This window comes from Streptomyces sp. NBC_01077 (genome assembly GCF_045162855.1).
In the GTDB taxonomy this organism is placed as follows: Bacteria; Actinomycetota; Actinomycetes; order Streptomycetales; family Streptomycetaceae; genus Streptomyces.
Genome location: NZ_CP108669.1, coordinates 4,129,073 through 4,146,787 on the forward strand (window position 1 = coordinate 4,129,073; position 17,715 = coordinate 4,146,787).

Annotated in this window: 17 protein-coding genes; 8 read left to right on the top strand and 9 right to left on the bottom strand. The window is 73.3% G+C overall.

What is annotated here, in order from left to right; all coding sequences use genetic code 11:
• Positions 1-91: 91 nt before the first annotated feature.
• The 4 genes from OG462_RS18375 to OG462_RS18390 form a co-directional block, all read right to left on the bottom strand.
• A complete protein-coding gene (locus tag OG462_RS18375) occupies positions 92-2,125 on the bottom strand; it encodes a hypothetical protein (protein ID WP_406058866.1) in 2,034 nt (677 codons plus the stop codon).
• A gap of 119 nt (positions 2,126-2,244) precedes the next feature.
• Positions 2,245-3,054: a polysaccharide deacetylase family protein gene (locus OG462_RS18380; protein ID WP_406058868.1), complete on the bottom strand. Its 810-nt coding sequence runs from the start codon at positions 3,052-3,054 to the stop codon at positions 2,245-2,247.
• Complete coding sequence (locus OG462_RS18385; RefSeq protein WP_406058869.1) at positions 3,051-4,400, bottom strand: glycosyltransferase; 1,350 nt, start codon at positions 4,398-4,400, stop codon at positions 3,051-3,053. The genes OG462_RS18380 and OG462_RS18385 overlap by 4 nt, the downstream gene beginning before the upstream one ends.
• A 244-nt stretch (positions 4,401-4,644) precedes the next feature.
• Positions 4,645-5,736 carry a GNAT family N-acetyltransferase gene (locus OG462_RS18390; RefSeq protein ID WP_406058871.1) on the bottom strand — a complete coding sequence of 364 codons (1,092 nt, stop codon included), beginning with the start codon at positions 5,734-5,736 and terminating at the stop codon, positions 4,645-4,647.
• Between the two features lie 118 nt (positions 5,737-5,854).
• Between OG462_RS18390 and OG462_RS18395 the strand changes: the two genes are divergently transcribed.
• The gene (locus tag OG462_RS18395; RefSeq protein ID WP_406058873.1) at positions 5,855-6,535 is read left to right on the top strand and encodes a phosphotransferase; all 681 of its coding nucleotides are present in this window, start codon (positions 5,855-5,857) and stop codon (positions 6,533-6,535) included.
• A 97-nt stretch (positions 6,536-6,632) separates the two neighbouring features.
• Positions 6,633-7,004 carry an ADP-ribosylation/crystallin J1 gene (locus OG462_RS18400; protein ID WP_406058875.1) on the top strand — a complete coding sequence of 124 codons (372 nt, stop codon included), beginning with the start codon at positions 6,633-6,635 and terminating at the stop codon, positions 7,002-7,004.
• 51 nt (positions 7,005-7,055) lie between these two features.
• Here OG462_RS18400 and OG462_RS18405 read toward each other — a convergent pair whose 3' ends face one another.
• The 5 genes from OG462_RS18405 to hutU all read right to left on the bottom strand — a co-directional run bounded on the left by OG462_RS18405 (position 7,056) and on the right by hutU (position 13,415).
• On the bottom strand, positions 7,056-7,793 hold the full coding sequence (locus OG462_RS18405) for a hypothetical protein (protein WP_406058877.1): 738 nt from the start codon (positions 7,791-7,793) through the stop codon (positions 7,056-7,058).
• 108 nt (positions 7,794-7,901) lie between these two features.
• On the bottom strand, positions 7,902-9,149 hold the full coding sequence (gene hutI / locus OG462_RS18410) for an imidazolonepropionase (protein ID WP_406058879.1): 1,248 nt from the start codon (positions 9,147-9,149) through the stop codon (positions 7,902-7,904).
• A 26-nt stretch (positions 9,150-9,175) separates the two neighbouring features.
• A complete protein-coding gene (locus tag OG462_RS18415; protein ID WP_406058880.1) occupies positions 9,176-10,516 on the bottom strand; it encodes a formimidoylglutamate deiminase in 1,341 nt (446 codons plus the stop codon).
• Positions 10,507-11,703: an allantoate amidohydrolase gene (locus OG462_RS18420; RefSeq protein ID WP_406066595.1), complete on the bottom strand. Its 1,197-nt coding sequence runs from the start codon at positions 11,701-11,703 to the stop codon at positions 10,507-10,509. Before OG462_RS18420 ends, OG462_RS18415 begins: the two co-directional genes overlap by 10 nt.
• Before the next feature lie 17 nt (positions 11,704-11,720).
• Entirely contained in the window at positions 11,721-13,415 is a 1,695-nt protein-coding gene (gene hutU, locus OG462_RS18425) for a urocanate hydratase (protein WP_406058882.1), read from the bottom strand.
• A gap of 103 nt (positions 13,416-13,518) precedes the next feature.
• Here hutU and OG462_RS18430 point away from each other — a divergent pair, with 103 nt between their 5' ends.
• The 6 genes from OG462_RS18430 (at position 13,519) to OG462_RS18455 (ending at position 17,632) form a co-directional block, all read left to right on the top strand.
• Positions 13,519-14,835, top strand: coding sequence for a diaminopimelate decarboxylase (locus OG462_RS18430; RefSeq protein WP_406058884.1), 1,317 nt, complete (start codon positions 13,519-13,521; stop codon positions 14,833-14,835).
• 123 nt (positions 14,836-14,958) lie between these two features.
• Positions 14,959-15,444: an SRPBCC family protein gene (locus tag OG462_RS18435; RefSeq protein WP_406058885.1), complete on the top strand. Its 486-nt coding sequence runs from the start codon at positions 14,959-14,961 to the stop codon at positions 15,442-15,444.
• Between the two features lie 139 nt (positions 15,445-15,583).
• A complete protein-coding gene (locus OG462_RS18440; RefSeq protein ID WP_406058887.1) occupies positions 15,584-15,982 on the top strand; it encodes a hypothetical protein in 399 nt (132 codons plus the stop codon).
• On the top strand, positions 15,979-16,776 hold the full coding sequence (locus OG462_RS18445; protein ID WP_406058889.1) for a transcriptional regulator: 798 nt from the start codon (positions 15,979-15,981) through the stop codon (positions 16,774-16,776). The genes OG462_RS18440 and OG462_RS18445 overlap by 4 nt, the downstream gene beginning before the upstream one ends.
• Before the next feature lie 41 nt (positions 16,777-16,817).
• On the top strand, positions 16,818-17,210 hold the full coding sequence (locus OG462_RS18450) for a roadblock/LC7 domain-containing protein (RefSeq protein ID WP_406058891.1): 393 nt from the start codon (positions 16,818-16,820) through the stop codon (positions 17,208-17,210).
• A 50-nt stretch (positions 17,211-17,260) separates the two neighbouring features.
• Positions 17,261-17,632 (top strand): hypothetical protein, encoded by a 372-nt coding sequence (locus OG462_RS18455; protein ID WP_406058893.1) that lies wholly within the window; start codon positions 17,261-17,263, stop codon positions 17,630-17,632.
• The last annotated feature ends 83 nt before the right edge of the window (positions 17,633-17,715 follow it).

Sequence of the window (17,715 nt, forward strand, 5' to 3'; positions counted from 1 at the left end):
TCGTACGGGTGGTCGCGTGGGTCGCGTGGGGTGTGGCGGGCGGGTCGTCTGACGGGCGGGTGGCGTGACGGGCCCGTCGTCTGTGGGGGGTTCAGCCGGTGGTGGTCGGCTTGTAGCGGAGGACGAGCCCGTGCTCGTTCTCCTCCACGACCGCGAACAGCGGGGACGCCTTGAGCGCCTTGCCGAGGGAGTCGAAGCCGCCCTCCGGGAGGTAGCCCTCGCCGATGACGGCCTCGCCCTGGGTGGGCGTGAGGATCACATAGGCCGGTCGGCCCGGGGGGATGCCGCCGGCCAGGTAGCCGGCCGGATCCTTCAGCATGCGGAGGTTCTCGTCGACCTCCTGCTCGGTGAAGAACCAGCGCTCGTAGTGGTCGTAGCGGTAGTACGAGTCGGCGAAGGCGCCGGTCGCGGCGAGGATCAGCGCCCCCTCGGGCGCCCGGTCGAAGGCGCGGCGGGTGAGCGCCGTCTCGCCGGGCGGCGCGTAGTGCATGCCCTCCTTGCCGTAGTACGAGGGCAGGAAGCCGGCGAGCATGGCGACGAGGGTGACGGGCAGGGCGACGGCGGCCGTCCGGCGGGCGACCGCGGCGGCGCGGCTCGCGGCCCCGGCGGCGGGGACGAGCGCGGCCGCGGCGAAGAAGGCGGCACCGGGAAGACCGAAGAGATAGACCCGGAAGATCATCTCGCCGCCGTAGTCGTTGACGGCGAACATCGGGAGGGGGGCCGCGGCGGTCAGCAGGAGCGGCAGTGCGCTGCGGACCAGCTTGCGGCGGAGGAGTACGGCGGCGACGGCGAGACCGCCGAGGGCGAGCACCATCAGGACGTTGGCGCTGCCGACGAGTTCGGGGCCCGGCCCGGTGGGGTCGCCCGCGAAGCCGGGACGGGAGTTGGCGAGCAGGTCGCCCGCCTTCTCCCGCAGGGTGCCGAGGGTGTCGAGGAACAGCTCCCGGCCCATGGTGAGGTTCCAGACCAGCATGATCAGGCCGCTGGTGGCGAGGAGCCCGAGGTTGCGGTAGCGGCGGGTGAGGCAGAGCGCGAAGAGGCTCGCGCACAGCATCACGGGGGTGAGCTGGTGCGAGGCGTTGATGGTGGCGATGATCGGGACGAGGAAGAGGACGGCGATCACGCGCTGCCGGGTGGTCGTGGGCGGCGGTACGGCCGCGGCGGCCGGGTCGAGCGCGGAGCGGTCGCGGAGCGCGCCCGCCGAGCCGGGCAGGACGAAGTGCCGGACGACGACGGCGAAGACGGTGAGATAGAGCAGGTACGAGAACCCCTGCGGGGAGAGGTAGTCCTGGCCGACCCAGTTCGCGAGCTGGAAGATCCACACGCCGGTCCACACGAGGCGCCAGTCGTCGCTGAACGTGCGATAGACCAGGATCAGGACGGGGACGGTGAGCAGACCCAGCGCGACCGGCGCCCAGTTGATGAACGAGGCGGCGGCGTCCACCCCGAAGGCGCGGACCAGGGCGGCGTCCAGCGAGAAGAAGCCGGGCCACTGGTCGTAGGCCGACATGCCGCCGGAGATCTCGCGCCCGGGGTGGACGGTGCCCTCGGTGAGCAGCCGGCTGATGATCGCGTCGTGCTTGGACGCCCAGGCGTAGCGGACGGAGTCGTAGAGGATCGCCGGCGGCGCCTTGAGGGCGACGAGCATCGCCGCGCAATAGGTGGCGGGCCAGAGGGGCGCGGTGCCGGCACGGCGCAGGGTGATGACGAAGCCGCCGGTCAGGACGGTGAGGGCGGCGTAGAAGGTGAGGGGGAAGCGGTCGAGGAGCCCGTAGTCGTCCATGGTGCGGAAGTCGATGCGGGGCAGCGCCCAGAGCCAGAGGGCCCCGGCGACGAGGAGGGCGAGGAGGTTGAGGGCCGAGGGGGAGCGGAGGGCGGTGACGAGACGGCCCCGGGGCGCAGTGACTCGGCCGACGCCATCGCCACGGCCGACGCCTCGGCCGTCGCCACGGTCAAGGCGGGGGCGGGGCGCCTTGGCCTCCCGCCCCGCCGTCTCCCGGCTCTCCGCCTCGCGGTCCTCCGCCTCGCGGTCCTCCGCTTCCCGGCCCTCCGTGTCCCGGTCCGTGGCGGAGGGCTGCGGCGGCACACCGCTCCCGGTCACCGGTGCGGGCCCCTGACGCTGCACGGCCTCTCCCCCCACGAACTGTCCCTTTCGGCGAAGTACAGGAACGTACTTCGGTTTTGTTCGGGCTTTCAACTCCCGGGCGGATCGCCGGAGTTGTCGATCTTCGGATGGTCCGTCGCTCAGCCGGCGAACTCGGGACCCTTGAGCAGGGCACGGGCCCTGCGGTACATCCGCCAGCCGACCGTGGGCAGCGAGTCCGGGTACGGCGCCGCCTTCGCGCCGCGCCCCTCCATCCACTGCTCGATGTCGGCGACGGTGTGGCCACGGCGCAGGATGAGCCGGGCGATGCGGTAGATCTCGTCGGCGCCGGAACTGAGTGCGTGCCGGACGGCGACGGCCGAGGTGTACCCGGCGGCCGCGGCGGCCCGCCGTACGGCCGGGCTGTTGTAGCCGTGCGGGTAGGCGAGATGCCGCACCTCGCGCCCGAGGACGTCCTCCAACACCGTCTTCGACTCGCGCAGTTCCCGCCGCAGGGCGCCCGGCGCGAGGGTGTCGAGCTGCGGGTGGGTGGCGGTGTGCGCGCCGACCTCCATCCCGTACTGCTCCAGGAGCGGCGCCTGGGCGAGGGTCATCATCGGCGCGGGCGGCAGCAGACACGGCCGGCCCCGGGTGATGGCCCCGGTGGTGAGGTACGCGGTGGACGGCAGGCCGCGGGAGGCGAGCGCCTCGGCGGTCGGCCCGACCAGGTCGGCGAAGCCGTCGTCGAAGGTGAGGACGACGGGCCGGGGCGGCAGCGGGGCGCCGGTGGCGAAGTGCGCGGCGAGGGTGCCGACGGTGACGGCGGTACGGCCGCTGGCGGCGATCGCGTCGAGCTGGGAGGCGAACTCCTTGGGGGAGACGGTGAACTCGGCGATCCAGTCCGGGGGGTCCTCCATCACGGCGTGGTAGAGGAGGACGGGTATCCGGGTGTGGAGGGGCGCGTTCGTCATCGGGTGTTCCTCCCCTGCCGCGCTCGCGCACCGGCCTGGGCACGGACCTTGGCGCGGGCCTGGGCACGGGCCTTGGCGTATCCGATCGGGCCGTAGAGCATGCCGCGCCGCTCAAGCCGGGACAGCGAGGCGGGCCAGGGATGGCGCTGGGTGCCGTGCTCGCCGGGGACCCCGTCGTCGCCCTCGCCCCCGTCCCCGCCGCCCCGCTGGGCGGTCATGGTCCGGGCGTGCGCGAGGCCGCGCGGCAGCCGGGCGAGCAGGGCGGGCAGCAGGCGGGGGCTGCGGACCAGGGTCGCGGTGAGGTACGCGGTGAGGCCGGCGCCGTAGCCGTACGCCTGGTTCCGCAGGTCCTGCCAGGTGTCGCGGTGGTGGTGCCAGACGAGGGCCTCGGAGGTGTAGCGGAGGCGGAAGCCGGCGGAGAGGACGGCGACGAAGGCGTACAGGTCGTCGCCGCCCTTCGCCGCGGTCCCGGTGCCGGTCGCCGGGTCGAAACCGCCGGCCCGGCGGAGGGCGTCGGCACGGAAGGCCATGTTGGCGCCGGAGCCGAAGCTGCCGGCGGTGAACGGGAAGAGCGGCTCGTCGGCGGGCGGGTGCGCCGGGTCGTACACCCGGGGGGCGAAGCCCTTGGCGAAGCCGCCGTGCGATTCGAGGAGGATCTGGGCGGGGGTCCGCAGCCGGGCGGGCAGGATCAGACCGGTGACGCAGCCGAGGCCCGGGTCGGCAGTGAAGGGCTCGCTGAGGGCGGTCAGCCAGTGCGGGTCGGCGATGACGTCGTCGTCGGTGAACGCGACGACGACCCCGTCGGCGGCGGCGAGACCGGTGTTGTGGGCGGTGGCGAGGCCGGGGGTGTCCTCACGGACGTACCGGACGCGGTCGGCGTACTTCCGGGTGACGAGCTCGTGGGTGCCGGAGGTGCGGGGCGCGTTGTCGACGACGATCAGCTCGAAGTCCGGGTGGTCCTGGACGAGGAGCGAGTCGAGGGCGCGGACGAGCTGCTCGGGGCGCTCGCGGGTGGCGACGACGACGGAGGTACGGGGCGGGGTGAGCGTGCCGGAAGCGTCCCCCCGGGCGGCGGCGAGGCGTTCGGCGTCGGTCCCGGGCTTCCCCTCCTCTGCGAGCCGCCGCCTGGCGAGGGCGGCGAGCACCTCGGCGGGGTCCTCACCGGCGGGGACGGTACCGACGACGGTGGCGGCGGGCCGGCCCCGGAGCCGTACGAGCGCGTAGACGTCACCGGGCACGACGGCCGGACCGCCGGGCGCGGGCCGGAATCCGATGACGGGCCCGTCGGCCGCGTCGAGATCGAGCTCGGCGACGGAGAGGGGCCGGGGGGCGGCAGTGCTGCTCATCGGGGGTCTCCCCAGAGACGTACGAGATCGGGGTACGGCGGGCAGGACGGGTGCGGCGCATGCGGCGGGTGCCAGCCCGGTGGGGGCGGACGCGATCGCCAGCGCGGGTGGCGGCGCGACAGGGGCGGACGCGGTCGCCGGCGCGGGTGGCGGCCCGACAGGGGCGGACGCGGTCATCGGCGCGGGTGGCGGCCCGACAAGGGCGGACGCGGTCATCGGCGCGGGTGGCGGCGCCGTGGGGTGGCTAACGGTGACCCCGCAGGCGAGCGAGGCCGTTGAGGACGGCGCGCCCCCGGGCCGCGAGGGCCGGCCGGGTCCGGACGAAGCGGTGCACGCGCAGCGGGGGCTCCCGTCGCAGCCAGTGCAGGGCGCCCAGTACCCCCGGGCGGACGACGGCACCCTCGTACACCGTCACTTCCCCCGTCTTCAGGGCGTCCTTGTACTCGGCGTCGCCGCGCCCCAGGTCCAGCATCCCGATCCCGGCGGCAGCCGCGCCCTCGGCCATCCGCAGATGAAGGACGAGTCCCGGCGAGTACTTCGCGAACTCGGGGTCGTACGCCGGGAACCAGCAGGACAGCACGGTCTCGGACCGCAGGCCGAAGTGAGCGGCGATAGGGCGCTGCCCCACGTACAGCACGGACAGGACGCCGGAGCAGCCGGGCGTGCGGAGCTCGTGGAGGCGGCGGACCAGGGTGCTGATCCACTCCTTGGCGAAGCGGTCCCCGCGGCCGGTCCTGCGGTACTGGGCGGACTTCCACTCCATGAGGGTGCGCAGGGCCGCCGGATCGCGCTCGTCGAAGACGAAGCGCACCTCGCCGTCGGCCTGGCGGCCGAGCTTGCGCTCCTTGGCGAGGGTGGTCCTGAGGAACTTGGGCGACTGGACGCGCAGGAGGGCCTCATAGGCCGCGTACCCCTCGCCGACGTCGATCACGGGCGAGCCGAACGACTCGGCGGCGGCACCCTCGAAGACCGGCTGCCCGTCCTCCAGGTTGTCGAACTCCCAGACGGCGAGACCGCAGGCACGCAACAACGCCCGTGCACCCGGCCGCAGTCCGGACCGCAGGACCGCTCCCTGGCTGTCGGAGACCCCGAAGCCGATGGCGCGGCCCCGGCCGAGCGGTTCCTTCTCGTACGGGAAGAAGCCGACCGGTTCGTCGCCCTCCCACCAGACGGCGACCCGCGACCGCGGGCGCACCTCGGCGACCGCGCGGGTGAACTCCGGTTCCATGAAGGGATTCGCGGGCCCGTCGGCTTTGGCGCGCAGCTCGCGCCAGGCCTCGATCTCGGGCTCGCTCAGCTCCCCCGGCCTCACGATCCGCACACGAAAAGCACTCACCCGCCGACCCCCCGGTCTACCCCCTGAGCACTACCAGGACAGGACGGTACCGGTCCGTGGTCGTCGGCGGCAGGGATACTGGGTCTTTCCGTGACCAACCCGTGAAGGAGGGGACATCGTGGGGAACAGCGGTGATCAAGGGGCCGGTGCGGTCGATGAGTTGGAGATCATCGGGTGGGGCAGGACGGCGGACGTGTACGCGCTGCCCGGGGACGGGGCACGGGTCCTGCGCCGGTACCGGAACGGCGGCGACGCGACGCGGGAAGCACGGCTCATGACACGGCTCGCACGCCAGGGCTACCCGGTCCCGGCGGTCCTGCGCGCGGAGGGCCCCGACCTGGTGATGGAGCGCCTCTCGGGACCGTCGCTCCTGGACGCCCTGCTGGCCGACACGTACGAACCGGAACCGGCGGGCGCGCTGCTCGCGGAGCTGCTCGGCAGGCTGCACGCGCTGCCGGGGACGCCGCCGGCACACCTGGACCTGCATCCGGGGAACGTCCTGCTGACCACCGACCGGGGTCCCGTCGTCATCGACTGGCACACGGCGGAGGAGGGCCACCCGCCGGGCCTGGACCACGCGATGTCGGCGCTGATCCTCGCGGAGGTGGCGGTCACCCCGGCCCCGTACGCCCCGGGCGCGCACGCGGGCCTGGCCGCATTCCTGTCGGCCGCCACCACTCCGGTCCTGCCGCACGTCGGGGCGGCACGGGAGCGACGGGCGGAGGACCCGAACCTGACGGAGGGGGAGGTGGCGGCGCTGGACGAGGCGGCGGAACTGGTCGCGGAGCTGGCCGCGTAGCCGACGACGAAACCCGCTGGCCGCGGTGTGGGACCGCGGGTACGGTCGGGCCCCCGGCAGACCGCACCCGCGGTGGCCCCACCAGAAGAGCGAACCCGTGACCGCCCGACGCCCCACGACAGTTCCCGCAGCCACGACCACCTTGTGGCGCCCCACCGGCCCGACCGAGCTGGGCCTCGTACAGGAGCTCGGGTGGCGCGCCTGGCCGCCGCGGTTGCCGGAGCAGCCGATCTTCTACCCGGTCCTCAACGAGGAGTACGCGGTGCGGATCGCGCGCGACTGGAACGTCAAGCACGACGGCGCCGGGTTCGTCACGCGCTTCGAGGTCGACACGGAGTTCCTGCGCAGGTACCCGGTCCGGCAGGCGGGTGGGCGGACGATCCTGGAGCTGTGGGTGCCGGCGGAGGAGCTGGACGAGTTCAACGCGCACATCGTGGGCGGGATCCAGCTTGTCCACGAGTTCCGCTGACGCTCCACCGCTTCGGGATGCGGGCCGTGACGGGATGCGCGGCGGCGGCCGTCAGGAGGTGCGGGATTCCCGGCTCGGCTTCCGCTTCACCTTGGTGACGTCCACGTACTTCTCCACGGGGGCTCCGAAGGGGTCGGCGGTCACCCCGCGGTCGGTGGCGGTGACCTCCACGGCCAGATCGCCGCTGATGCTCTGCTCTCGGAAGTCGATCCGGGCCTGGGGCCTGCCCCCGCGGTCCGGCATCCGGTGAATGATCTCCGGCAGGTAGTCCAGGGCCGTCAGCCTCTTTCGCAGCTCCGCGTAGTCGTCCGGGCTCGCGCCGTCGAGCGCCTTCCGGATGCGCTCGGCGTGTGCGTCCCCGACGCACTTGCCGAGGGAGGACAGCGGGACTTCCTCGGCCGCCGTGGGCTCGGAGGAGGGCGGCTCGGGGGCGTCCGTGGGGAGCGGGACCGGCTCGGGGCTCCGTGTCGGCTGCTCTTCCGGCCCCACCGTCTCGGAGATGTCGTCGACCGCCGGGAGTGCGGGCAACTCGGGCATGGTGCCCGGCGCGCACTCGTTCGTGATGCGGGTCTCCAGCGCCAGGAACCGGACCTCCGGGTCGGGGTGCGTCGCCAGGGCATCCGACGGGACCGTCCGCGTCGGGGCCGGTTCCGTCGAGGCGGTGGCGCCGCCGGCGGACACCTTCCCGGGGGCCCTGCCCGTGGAGTCCTCGGTGCCGCAGGCGGTCAGGGCCATGCTGCCGAGCGCGGCTGCCAGGACGATCTTCGTGAAGCGGGTCGCTTTCCTCATGCGGGAATCATGCGAGCGGACGGTGCCCGCCCACATGAGCACCCGTACTCACCGCACCCTGTGATCAACCGGACTGCTCGGCCTCACTTTTGACGCTTCATCATGCCCTCAGACCACCCGCACGCCCGCCCGCCAGACCTCCGTCACCAGCGGGACGCCCGGGCGGTACGCCAGGTGGACGTGGGACGGGGCTTCCAGGACGGTCAGGTCCGCACGGGCGCCGACCGTCACCCGGCCGATGTCCGTGCGGCGCAGGGCCGCCGCGCCGCCCGCCGTGGCCGACCAGACCGCCTCGTCCGGGGTCATCCCCATGTCCCGTACCGCCAGCGCGATGCAGAAGGGGACCGAGGACGTGAAGGACGAGCCCGGGTTGCAGTCCGTGGACAGGGCCACCGTCACGCCCGCGTCCAGGAGACGGCGGGCGTTCGGCCACTGCGCCCGGGTGGAGAACTCCGCGCCCGGGAGGAGGGTCGCGACCGTCGACCCGTTCGCCAGCGCGTCCACGTCCGCGTCCGTGAGGTGCGTGCAGTGGTCCGCGCTCGCCGCGTCCAGCTCCACCGCCAGCTGCACGCCGGGGCCGTACGTGAGCTGGTTCGCGTGCACCCGGGGGTGGAGGCCCTTCGCCTTGCCGGCCGTGAGGATCGCGCGCGCCTGGTCGCCGTCGAACGCGCCCTTCTCGCAGAAGACGTCCACCCAACGGGCGTACGGGGCACAGGCGTCCAGCATCTCGCCCGTCACCAGCTCCACGTACGCGGCCGGGTCGTCGGCGTAGTCCGGGGACACGATGTGCGCGCCGAGGTACGTCACCTCGTCCGTGTGCTCGGCCGCGATGCGCAGGGCGCGGGCCTCGTCCTCGACCGTGAGGCCGTAGCCGGACTTCGTCTCGAAGGTGGTCGTGCCCTGGCGGAGGGCCTCCGCCATGAACCGGGCCACGTTCGCGGACAGCGCCTCGTCGGACGCCGCGCGCGTCGCCGCGACCGTCGTGCGGATGCCGCCCGCCTTGTACGGCTGGCCGGACATGCGCGCGTTGAACTCGGCCGTGCGGTCGCCCGCGAAGACGAGGTGCGAGTGGGAGTCCACGAAGCCGGGGATCACCGCCCGTCCACCGGCGTCGACCCGGTTGTCAGTGGCCGGTGCTTTGCTGGATTCACCGACCCAGACCAAGCGGTCGCCGTCCATGACGACGGCCGCGTCCTGGATCAGGCCGAGAGGGGTTCCATCACCGAGAGAGGGGTCGTTGGTGACGAGACTGGCGATGTTGACGATGGCGGTGGCGGTCGTCGCCACGGCGCTGTTCGCGCTCGTGGGGGCGGAAGTCGCCGCCGGGTTGTTCGTCGCCGCGGGGCCCGTGTTCATGGTGCGAGGTGTCTCCTTCAGGCGCTTCAGCCGCGCAGTGCGGCAATCGATTCCGCGAGGGCCCGGGGCACGTCCGGCACGGACTGGTGGACCCCGTCCCGCACGACGTGACGTCCGCCCACGATCGTGTGCCGCACGTCCGCGGCCGACGCTGCGAATACCGCCGTCTCGGCTGCCAGACGCGGCACCGGTCCCGCTGTCCTGACCGAGTCCAGGGCGATCGTCGTGAAGTCGGCGAGGGCGCCGGCCTCCAGCGTGCCCGCGTCCGTCCAGCCGAGGGCCGCGTGGCCGTCCGCCGTGGCCGCGCGCAGCAGTGCCGCCGCCGTCCAGTGGCCTCGGGTGCGGGTGCGCAGGCGCTCGTCGAGTTCCATCGCCCGTGCCTCCTCCAGGAGGTCGATCACGGCGTGGCTGTCGCTGCCGAGGGACAGCGGGGAGCCGGCCTGCTGGAGGGCGACGGCCGGGCCGATGCCGTCGGCGAGGTCCCGTTCCGTGGTGGGGCACATGCAGGTGCCGGTGGACGTCGAGCCGATCAACGCGATGTCCGTGGCCGTCATGTGGGTGTTGTGGACGCCGGTGGTCCGCGCGCCGAGCACGCCGTGGTCGGCGAGGAGCTGGGTGGGTGTGCGGCCGTGGGCGGCCAGGCAGGCGTCGTTCTCGGCGGTCTGCTCGGAGAGGTGGACGTGGAGGGGGGCCTGCCTGTCCTGGGCCCAGCGGGCCACCGTCGACAGCTGGTCGGCCGGGACCGCCCGTACGGAGTGGATCGCCGCCCCGATGCGTACGCCTTCCCTCTCCTTGAGCCCGCTCACCCGCTCGGCCCAGGCCTCCGCCGTGCCGTCGGAGAAACGGAGCTGGTGCTGGTCGGGGGCGGCGCCAAAGCCGGCGGAGAGGTACGCGGTGTCGAGGAGGGTGATGCGGATACCGGCGTCGGCGGCGGCCGCGATCAGGGCCTCGCCCATGGCGTTGGGGTCGGCGTACGGGGTGCCGCCGGGCGCGTGGTGCAGGTAGTGGAATTCGCCGACGGCCGTGATGCCCGCGAGCGCCATCTCCGCGTAGACCGCGCGGGCGAGGGCGAAGTAGCTGTCGGGGGTGAGGCGCTGGGCGACGTTGTACATGACCTCGCGCCAGGTCCAGAACGTGCCGGAGCCGACCTGGACGGTGCCGCGCAGGGCGCGGTGGAAGGCGTGCGAGTGGGCGTTGGCGAGACCCGGGATCGTCAGGCCACGGAGGACGGCCGCGCCGGGGGGCGGGGCGGCGAGCCCCGTCCGTACGGCCGCGATCCGGCCGCCGGAGTCGACCTCCAGGGCCACGCCCGGCTCGACGTTCGTGTCGAGCCAGGCGTGTTCCAGCCAGTACGTCGTCAGCGGCACGCCAGCTCCTCCAGTACGTCGGCGAGTGCGAGGACCCCGGCCACGCAGTCGTCCTCGGCCGCGAACTCGGCCGGGGAGTGCGAGACCCCGGTGGGGTTCCGTACGAACAGCATGGCGGTCGGGATCGATTCGGACAAAATACCCGCGTCGTGTCCCGCGCCGGTGCCGAGGACCGGCACCTTGCCCTCGGTGCCCAGGATCCGGGACAGCTCGTCGCGCAGGGCGTGCGAGAAGTCGACGACCGGGGTGAAGGACTCCTGGACGACCGTGAGGTCGATGCCGTGGCGTTCGGCGTAGGCGCGGGCCTCCGCCTCGATGCCCGTGACGACCTTGTCCAGGGCGCCCTGGTCGGCGGCGCGCGCGTCGAGCCAGCCGCGGACCAGGGACGGGATGGCGTTGACGCCGTTCGGCTCGACCGCGATCTTGCCGAAGGTGGCGACGGCGCCCGCGAGCTCGGCCTCGCGGCGGGCGGCGAGGACCGTCTCCGCGTAGGTGAGCATCGGGTCGCGGCGGTCGACGAGCCGGGTGGTGCCGGCGTGGTTGGCCTCGCCGGCGAAGTCGTACCGCCAGCGGCCGTGCGGCCAGATGGCGGAGGCGATGCCGACGGAGTCCCCGGACAGGTCGAGGGCGCGGCCCTGCTCGACGTGGAGTTCGACGAACGCGCCGATACGGGCGAGCCGTTCGGGGTCCGGCCCGATCCCCGAAGGGTCGTACCCGGCCGCCTCCATGGCCTGCGGAAGGCTGGTCCCGGAGGCGTCGCGGAGCTCGTACGCCTGCTCCTTCGTCAGCCGGCCCGCGGTGAGGCGGGAGCCGACGCAGGCGAGGCCGAAGCGGGCGCCTTCCTCGTCGCCGAAGTTGGTGATGGCGAGGGGCCGCTTGAACACGACCCCGCGGGAGCGCAGTTCGTCGAGCGCGGCGAAGGCGGACACGACGCCGAGGGGGCCGTCGAAGGCTCCGCCGTCCGGAACGGAGTCCAGGTGCGAGCCGGTGACGACCGCGTCCCCGGCGGTCGGATCGCCGAGCCAGGCCCACTGGTTGCCGTTGCGGTCGGTCTCGACGTCCATGCGGCGGGCCTCGGCCTGCATCCGGAACCAGAGGCGGCAGTCGGCGTCGGCCTCGGTCCAGGCGTAGCGCCGGTAGCCGCCGGAGGCGGCGCTGCGGCCGATGGGCCGCAGCGACCGCCACATGGCGTGGAAGGTCGCGCTCACGCCGAGCCCTCGGATGCGGCGGACCCGGCCACCGAGTCGCCCTCGCGCATCGGGACCCGTACGCCCTTCTCGTCCGCGACCCGCTCCGCGATGTCGTAGCCCGCGTCGACGTGGCGGATGACGCCCATGCCGGGGTCGTTCGTCAGGACGCGGCGGATCTTCTCGCCCGCGAGCGCCGTGCCGTCCGCCACCGAGACCTGGCCCGCGTGGATGGAGCGGCCCATGCCGACACCGCCGCCGTGGTGGATGGAGACCCAGGAGGCGCCGGAGGCGACGTTGACCATGGCGTTGAGGAGCGGCCAGTCGGCGATGGCGTCGGAGCCGTCGAGCATGGCCTCGGTCTCGCGGTACGGGGAGGCCACCGAGCCGCAGTCGAGGTGGTCGCGGCCGATCGCGAGGGGCGCGGCGAGGGTGCCGTTGCCGACCATGTCGTTGAACATGTCGCCGGCCTTGTCGCGCTCGCCCTGGCCGAGCCAGCAGATGCGGGCCGGGAGACCCTGGAAGTGGACCCTTTCCCCGGCCATCTTGATCCAGCGGTGGAGCGACTCGTTCTCCGGGAAGAGGTCGAGGATCGCCTTGTCCGTCTTGTGGATGTCCGAGGCCTCGCCGGACAGGGCGGCCCAGCGGAACGGGCCCTTGCCCTCGCAGAACAGCGGGCGGATGTACGCCGGGACGAAGCCGGGGAAGGCGAACGCGCGGTCGTAACCGGCCAGCTGGGCCTCGCCGCGGATCGAGTTGCCGTAGTCGAAGACCTCGGCGCCCGCGTCCATGAAGCCGACCATGGCCTCGACGTGCTTGGCCATCGACTCGCGGGCCCTCACCGTGAACCCGGCCGGGTCCTTGGCGGCGGCGTCGGCCATGTCGTCGAAGGCGACGCCGACCGGGAGGTAGGCGAGCGGGTCGTGGGCCGAGGTCTGGTCGGTCACGATGTCGATCGGGGCGCCCTCGGCGAGCATCTGCGGGAGCAGCTCGGCGGCGTTGCCGAGGAGGCCGATGGAGAGCGGCTTGCGGGCGTCGCGGGCTTCCACGGCCAGCGCGAGCGCGTGGGCGAGGTTGTCGGCCTTGACGTCGAGGTAGCGGTGCTCGATGCGGCGCTCGATGGCGCGCGGGTCGACGTCGATGCAGATGGCGACGCCGTCGTTCATGGTGACGGCGAGGGGCTGGGCGCCACCCATGCCGCCGAGGCCGGCGGTGAGGGTGATCGTGCCGGCCAGGGTGCCGTTGAACTTCTTCGCGGCGACGGCGGCGAAGGTCTCGTACGTGCCCTGGAGGATGCCCTGGGTGCCGATGTAGATCCAGGAGCCGGCGGTCATCTGGCCGTACATGGTGAGGCCGAGGTGCTCCAGGCGCCGGAACTCCTCCCAGTTGGCCCAGTCGCCGACCAGGTTGGAGTTGGCGAGGAGGACGCGCGGGGCCCACTCGTGGGTCTGCATGACGCCGACGGGGCGGCCGGACTGGACGAGCATCGTCTCGTCCTGCTTCAGCGTCCGGAGCGTGCGGACCATGGCGTCGAAGGAGCGCCAGTCGCGGGCGGCCTTGCCGGTGCCGCCGTAGACGACGAGCTTGTCGGGGTGCTCGGCGACCTCGGGGTCGAGGTTGTTCTGGAGCATCCGGAGGGCGGCCTCCTGCTGCCATCCCAGGGCGCTCAGTTCCGTACCGCGTGCTGCTCGTACGGGGCGGGGTCCTGACATGGCGGTGCCTCCTCGAATGTCGTTCAACTATTCACATCCTGGCGGTATGAATAGTCTTAGTCAACAGCTGCGGGGCCGACCGTCCCGGTGATGGGATGGACACATGGCCTCATCCCGCCGCGATCTCGCCGTCCGAGCCTCCGTCGATCAAGGACTCCTCTCCCCCGCCGAACCGGTCGTCGCACTCCTCGACACCGCCGGCATCCGCGCCTCCGCAGCCGCCCTGACCAGCGCTTTCGCCGCCGTCACCGACGCGCCCGTACTGCACGCCTTCGCCGTCAAGGCCGCCCCGCTCGTCCCCCTGCTGCGACTGCTCCACGAGGCCGGGCTCGGCGTCGAGGTCGCGAGCCCCGGCGAGCTGGCCCTCGCGCGCGCCGCCGGAGTCCCGCCCACCCGCACCGTGCTCGACTCCCCCGCCAAGACCCCCGCCGAGCTGCGCCAGGCCCTCGCGCTCGGCATCGCCGTCAACGCCGACAACCTCCAGGAGCTGGCCAGGCTCGACGCGCTCGTCGCCTCCGCGCCCACCGCCTCACCCCTCGGGATCCGGGTGAACCCGCAGGTCGGAGCCGGTTCCATCGGCGCCCTCTCCACGGCGACGGCCACCTCCAAGTTCGGCGTGGCGCTCCGCGACGAGGGCGCGCGCAAGGCCGTCGTCCAGGCCTACCTGGAGCGGCCCTGGCTGACCCGGCTGCACACCCACACCGGCTCGCAGGGCGTCCCGCTCGCCCTGATGGCCGAAGGGATCGGGGAGGCGTACGCACTCGCCGAGGAGATCAACCGCGCGGCCGGCCGGCAGCAGATCGACACCCTCGACATCGGCGGCGGCCTGCCGGTCGACTTCACCTCGGACGAGGAGCAGCCGACGTACGCCGAGTACGCCCGGCTGCTCGCCGACACCGTCCCCGGACTCTTCGACGGCCGCTACGGCCTGGTGACCGAATTCGGCCGCTCGCTGCTCGCCAAGCACGGCACGGTCCTCGCCCGGGTGGAGTACACCAAGACCTCCGGGGGCCGCCCGATCGCCGTCACCCACGCGGGCGTACAGCTGGCCACCCGGACGGTCTACGCCCCCGACGCCTGGCCGCTGCGTGTCCTCGCGTACGACTCCGAGGGCCGCCCCCGCACCGGGGAGGTCACCGTCCAGGACGTGGCGGGCCCCGCCTGCTTCGCCGGGGACCTGCTCGCCACGGGCCGGGCGCTGCCGCTGCTGCACCAGGGCGACGTCGTGGCCGTCCCGGACACCGGCGCGTACTACTTCGCCCACCACTACGCGTACAACAGCCTGCCCCGGCCGGGCATCCACGGCTTCACGGTGGGCGAGGAGGACGTGGTCACGTTCGCCACGGTGCGGAAGCCCCAGACGCTCGCGGAGATCGTCGCCGAGTCGGGCGGCGGGCAGGCGGACGCGCTCGTCCGGTGACGCGGACGCGCTACCCGACCGGTGACGCGGACGCGCCCGTCGGGCAGCGCGGACGCGCCCGTCGGGCAGCGCGGACGCGCCCGTCGGGTAGCGCGGGCCCGGCGTCGCGGCTTCGATGAAGCCATGACTGGAACGGGAAGCGGTTCGAACACCACGACCGTCGTCGTCGAGCGCCGGGTCGACGCCTCCCCCGGGCGGGTCTGGGAGTCGATCACCGACCTGCGGGACATGCCCCGCGTCCTCTCGGGCGTCGAGCGGGTCGAGGTGCTCACCGAGGGCGGCTTCGGCGTGGGCACCCGGTGGCGCGAGACCCGCCGGATGCTCGGCAAGGAGGCCACCGAGGAGATGCTGGTGACGGAGTCCGAGCCGCCGGACCGGTACGTCACCGTCGCCGAGTCGCACGGCATGCACTACGTCTCCGAGATCACCCTCACTCCTGACGGGGCGGGGGCGAGCATCCTGCGGATGACGTTCTCCGCCCGGCCGGCGCACGGCCGCAGGGCGGGGTTCCTCGGCCGGCTGATGGCCCGCTTCGGCGCGAAGGCGGTCGCCAAGGCACTGGCGAAGGACCTGTCCGAGATCGCGCGCGCGGTGGAGTCCAAGACCTGACACACAATCCGGCGCGATTGCCGTCAGACGCTGGCAAGTACCGATGGAAAATGCCAGAACGCCCTCCCGGGAGCGCTGCGTTCAGTAACGTCGCCGTCACTGCCGCACGTCCGCACGCCGCATCGGGAGGGGAATCCGCGTGCCCGGAATCGACGAGTGCCTTCTGGAGGCCATGGCCCTGCCGGGCGCTCGCGGAGCCTCCCTGGTCGACTGGACCAGCGGGCTCGCCCTCGGGACGGCGGGCGACTCCCCGGTCGGCGACCACGAGACGACGGCCGCCGAGACCGCCGAACTCGCCCGCTCCGCCGCCGAGTTCGACTCGTTCATCGGCACCGGGGACGGAACCGGAGCCGAGGCCGGGCCACCCGTCGAGGACCTGATCGTCACCACCCGCGCCGGCTACCACGTCCTCCGCTTCGTCGAGACGTCCTTCGACAGCAGCGTCTTCCTCCACCTCTGGCTCGACCGCGACACCGGCAACCTCGCCCTCGCCCGGATCCGGCTCCGCGACCTCGCCGAGAGACTGGTCCTGGGATGAGCGGCCCTCCCCCGGCAGGCGCGGTCGCCACCCCCGTCTCCCCGATGCTGGTCCGGCTCGCCGCCGAGAAGGCCACCGGCGCCCTGCTGCGCGACCACGGCACGCTCTACCTCGTCGACGGCCGGGTCGTGCACGCCGAGAGCCCCGCCGCACCCGGCGTCGACGTCCTCCTCACCACCGGCGGGCGCCTGCCCCGCGAGGGCTGGGACGAGGCCGTCGACCGGGCCGGCGCCCACCGCGCGGTCGGCCGCTTCCTCGTCGACAGCGGCCGGCTCCACGACGGCGAGCTGGAGATCTGCCACGTCGGCGCCGTCTTCGACGCGGCCTTCTTCGCCCTCTCCCCCACCAGCGGACCGACCCGGTTCCGGTACGGGGTGGGGCACTGGTTCGGGACCGTGCGGCCGGTGTCGGCCGAGGCGGTCGAGCGCGAGACGATGCGCCGCCGTGAACTCCTCGACGCCGTCTGGCCGTACGCCGCCGTGGACACCGCCCCCGTCGTGCCGCGCCCCGCCGCCCCCGGCCAGACCGTGGGGGCGCGCCAGCGGGCCCTGCTCGCCGTCGCGGACGGGAAGCGGACCCCGGCGGAGCTGGCCCGGGTGCTCGGCCGCCCCGCCTTCCACACCCTCCTCGACGTACGGCGGCTCGCGGCCGCCGGGCTGGTCGAGACGCCGCTGGACCCCACCCCCGTACCGCCGCCACCGCCCCCGCCCGCCCTGTTACCGGCCCTGCCGGTGACCGACCCCGACATCGCCCTGCTGCGCCGGCTCCGTGACGCCCTGGAGGCACACCTGTGATGAGGCGTGCCCTGCGCCTGCGCGCCGAAAGGAAACAGCTCATGACGGCAGAAGCCGAGGTCCTCGGCGAGCTCAGACGGCTGCGGGCCCGGCTGCCCCAGCTGACCGGCGCCCTCGCGGCCAGTGCCGACGGGCTCGTCCTGGCCCACGACACCGTGGACGGCGAGGCGGAGAGCGTGGCCGCGCTGACCGCGGCGGCACTCGGCGTCGGCCAGCGGCTGACCGACACGACCGGCCAGGGCCGGTTCCGGGAGCTGCTGGTACGCGGTGAGAACGGCTACGTGGCGACGTACGCGGCGGGCGGCGCGGCCGTCCTGACGCTGCTCGCCGAGCCCCGGATCAATGTCGGGCGGCTCCATCTGGAGGCCCGCAGGTCCAGCGTCCGGATAGGCGAACTCGTCGACGGCGCGCTGGAACGCAAAGACCTGAACTGACGCAGCGAACCACGAAGAAGACACGTACACGAAAAGGAAGTGCGACACCCATGGCGAACACCGAGACCTCCCTCAAGGAAGCAGCCTCCATCGACGGCGCCATCGGCGCCGCCCTCGTCGACTACACGAGCGGCATGGCGCTCGGCACGATCGGCGGCGGCAAGGAGCTCGACCTGAACGTCGCCGCGGCCGGCAACACCGACGTGGTGCGCGCCAAGGTCCGGGCGATGGAGATGCTCGGCCTCGGCGACGAGATCGAGGACATCCTGATCACCCTCGGCCGGCAGTACCACCTGATCCGGCTGCTCAAGGGGCAGGGCAAGAACGGCCTGTTCCTCTACCTCGCCCTCGACAAGGACCGGTCGAATCTGGCGATGGCCCGCCACCAGCTGAAGAAGATCGTGTCGGAGCTGGAGGTCTGACCCGGCCCACCCGCCCTCGCGGTCGGGGGCCCTCTTCGCCGAGGGCCCGTTCGACAGGGGTCCCTTCGGCAGTGGTCCCTTCG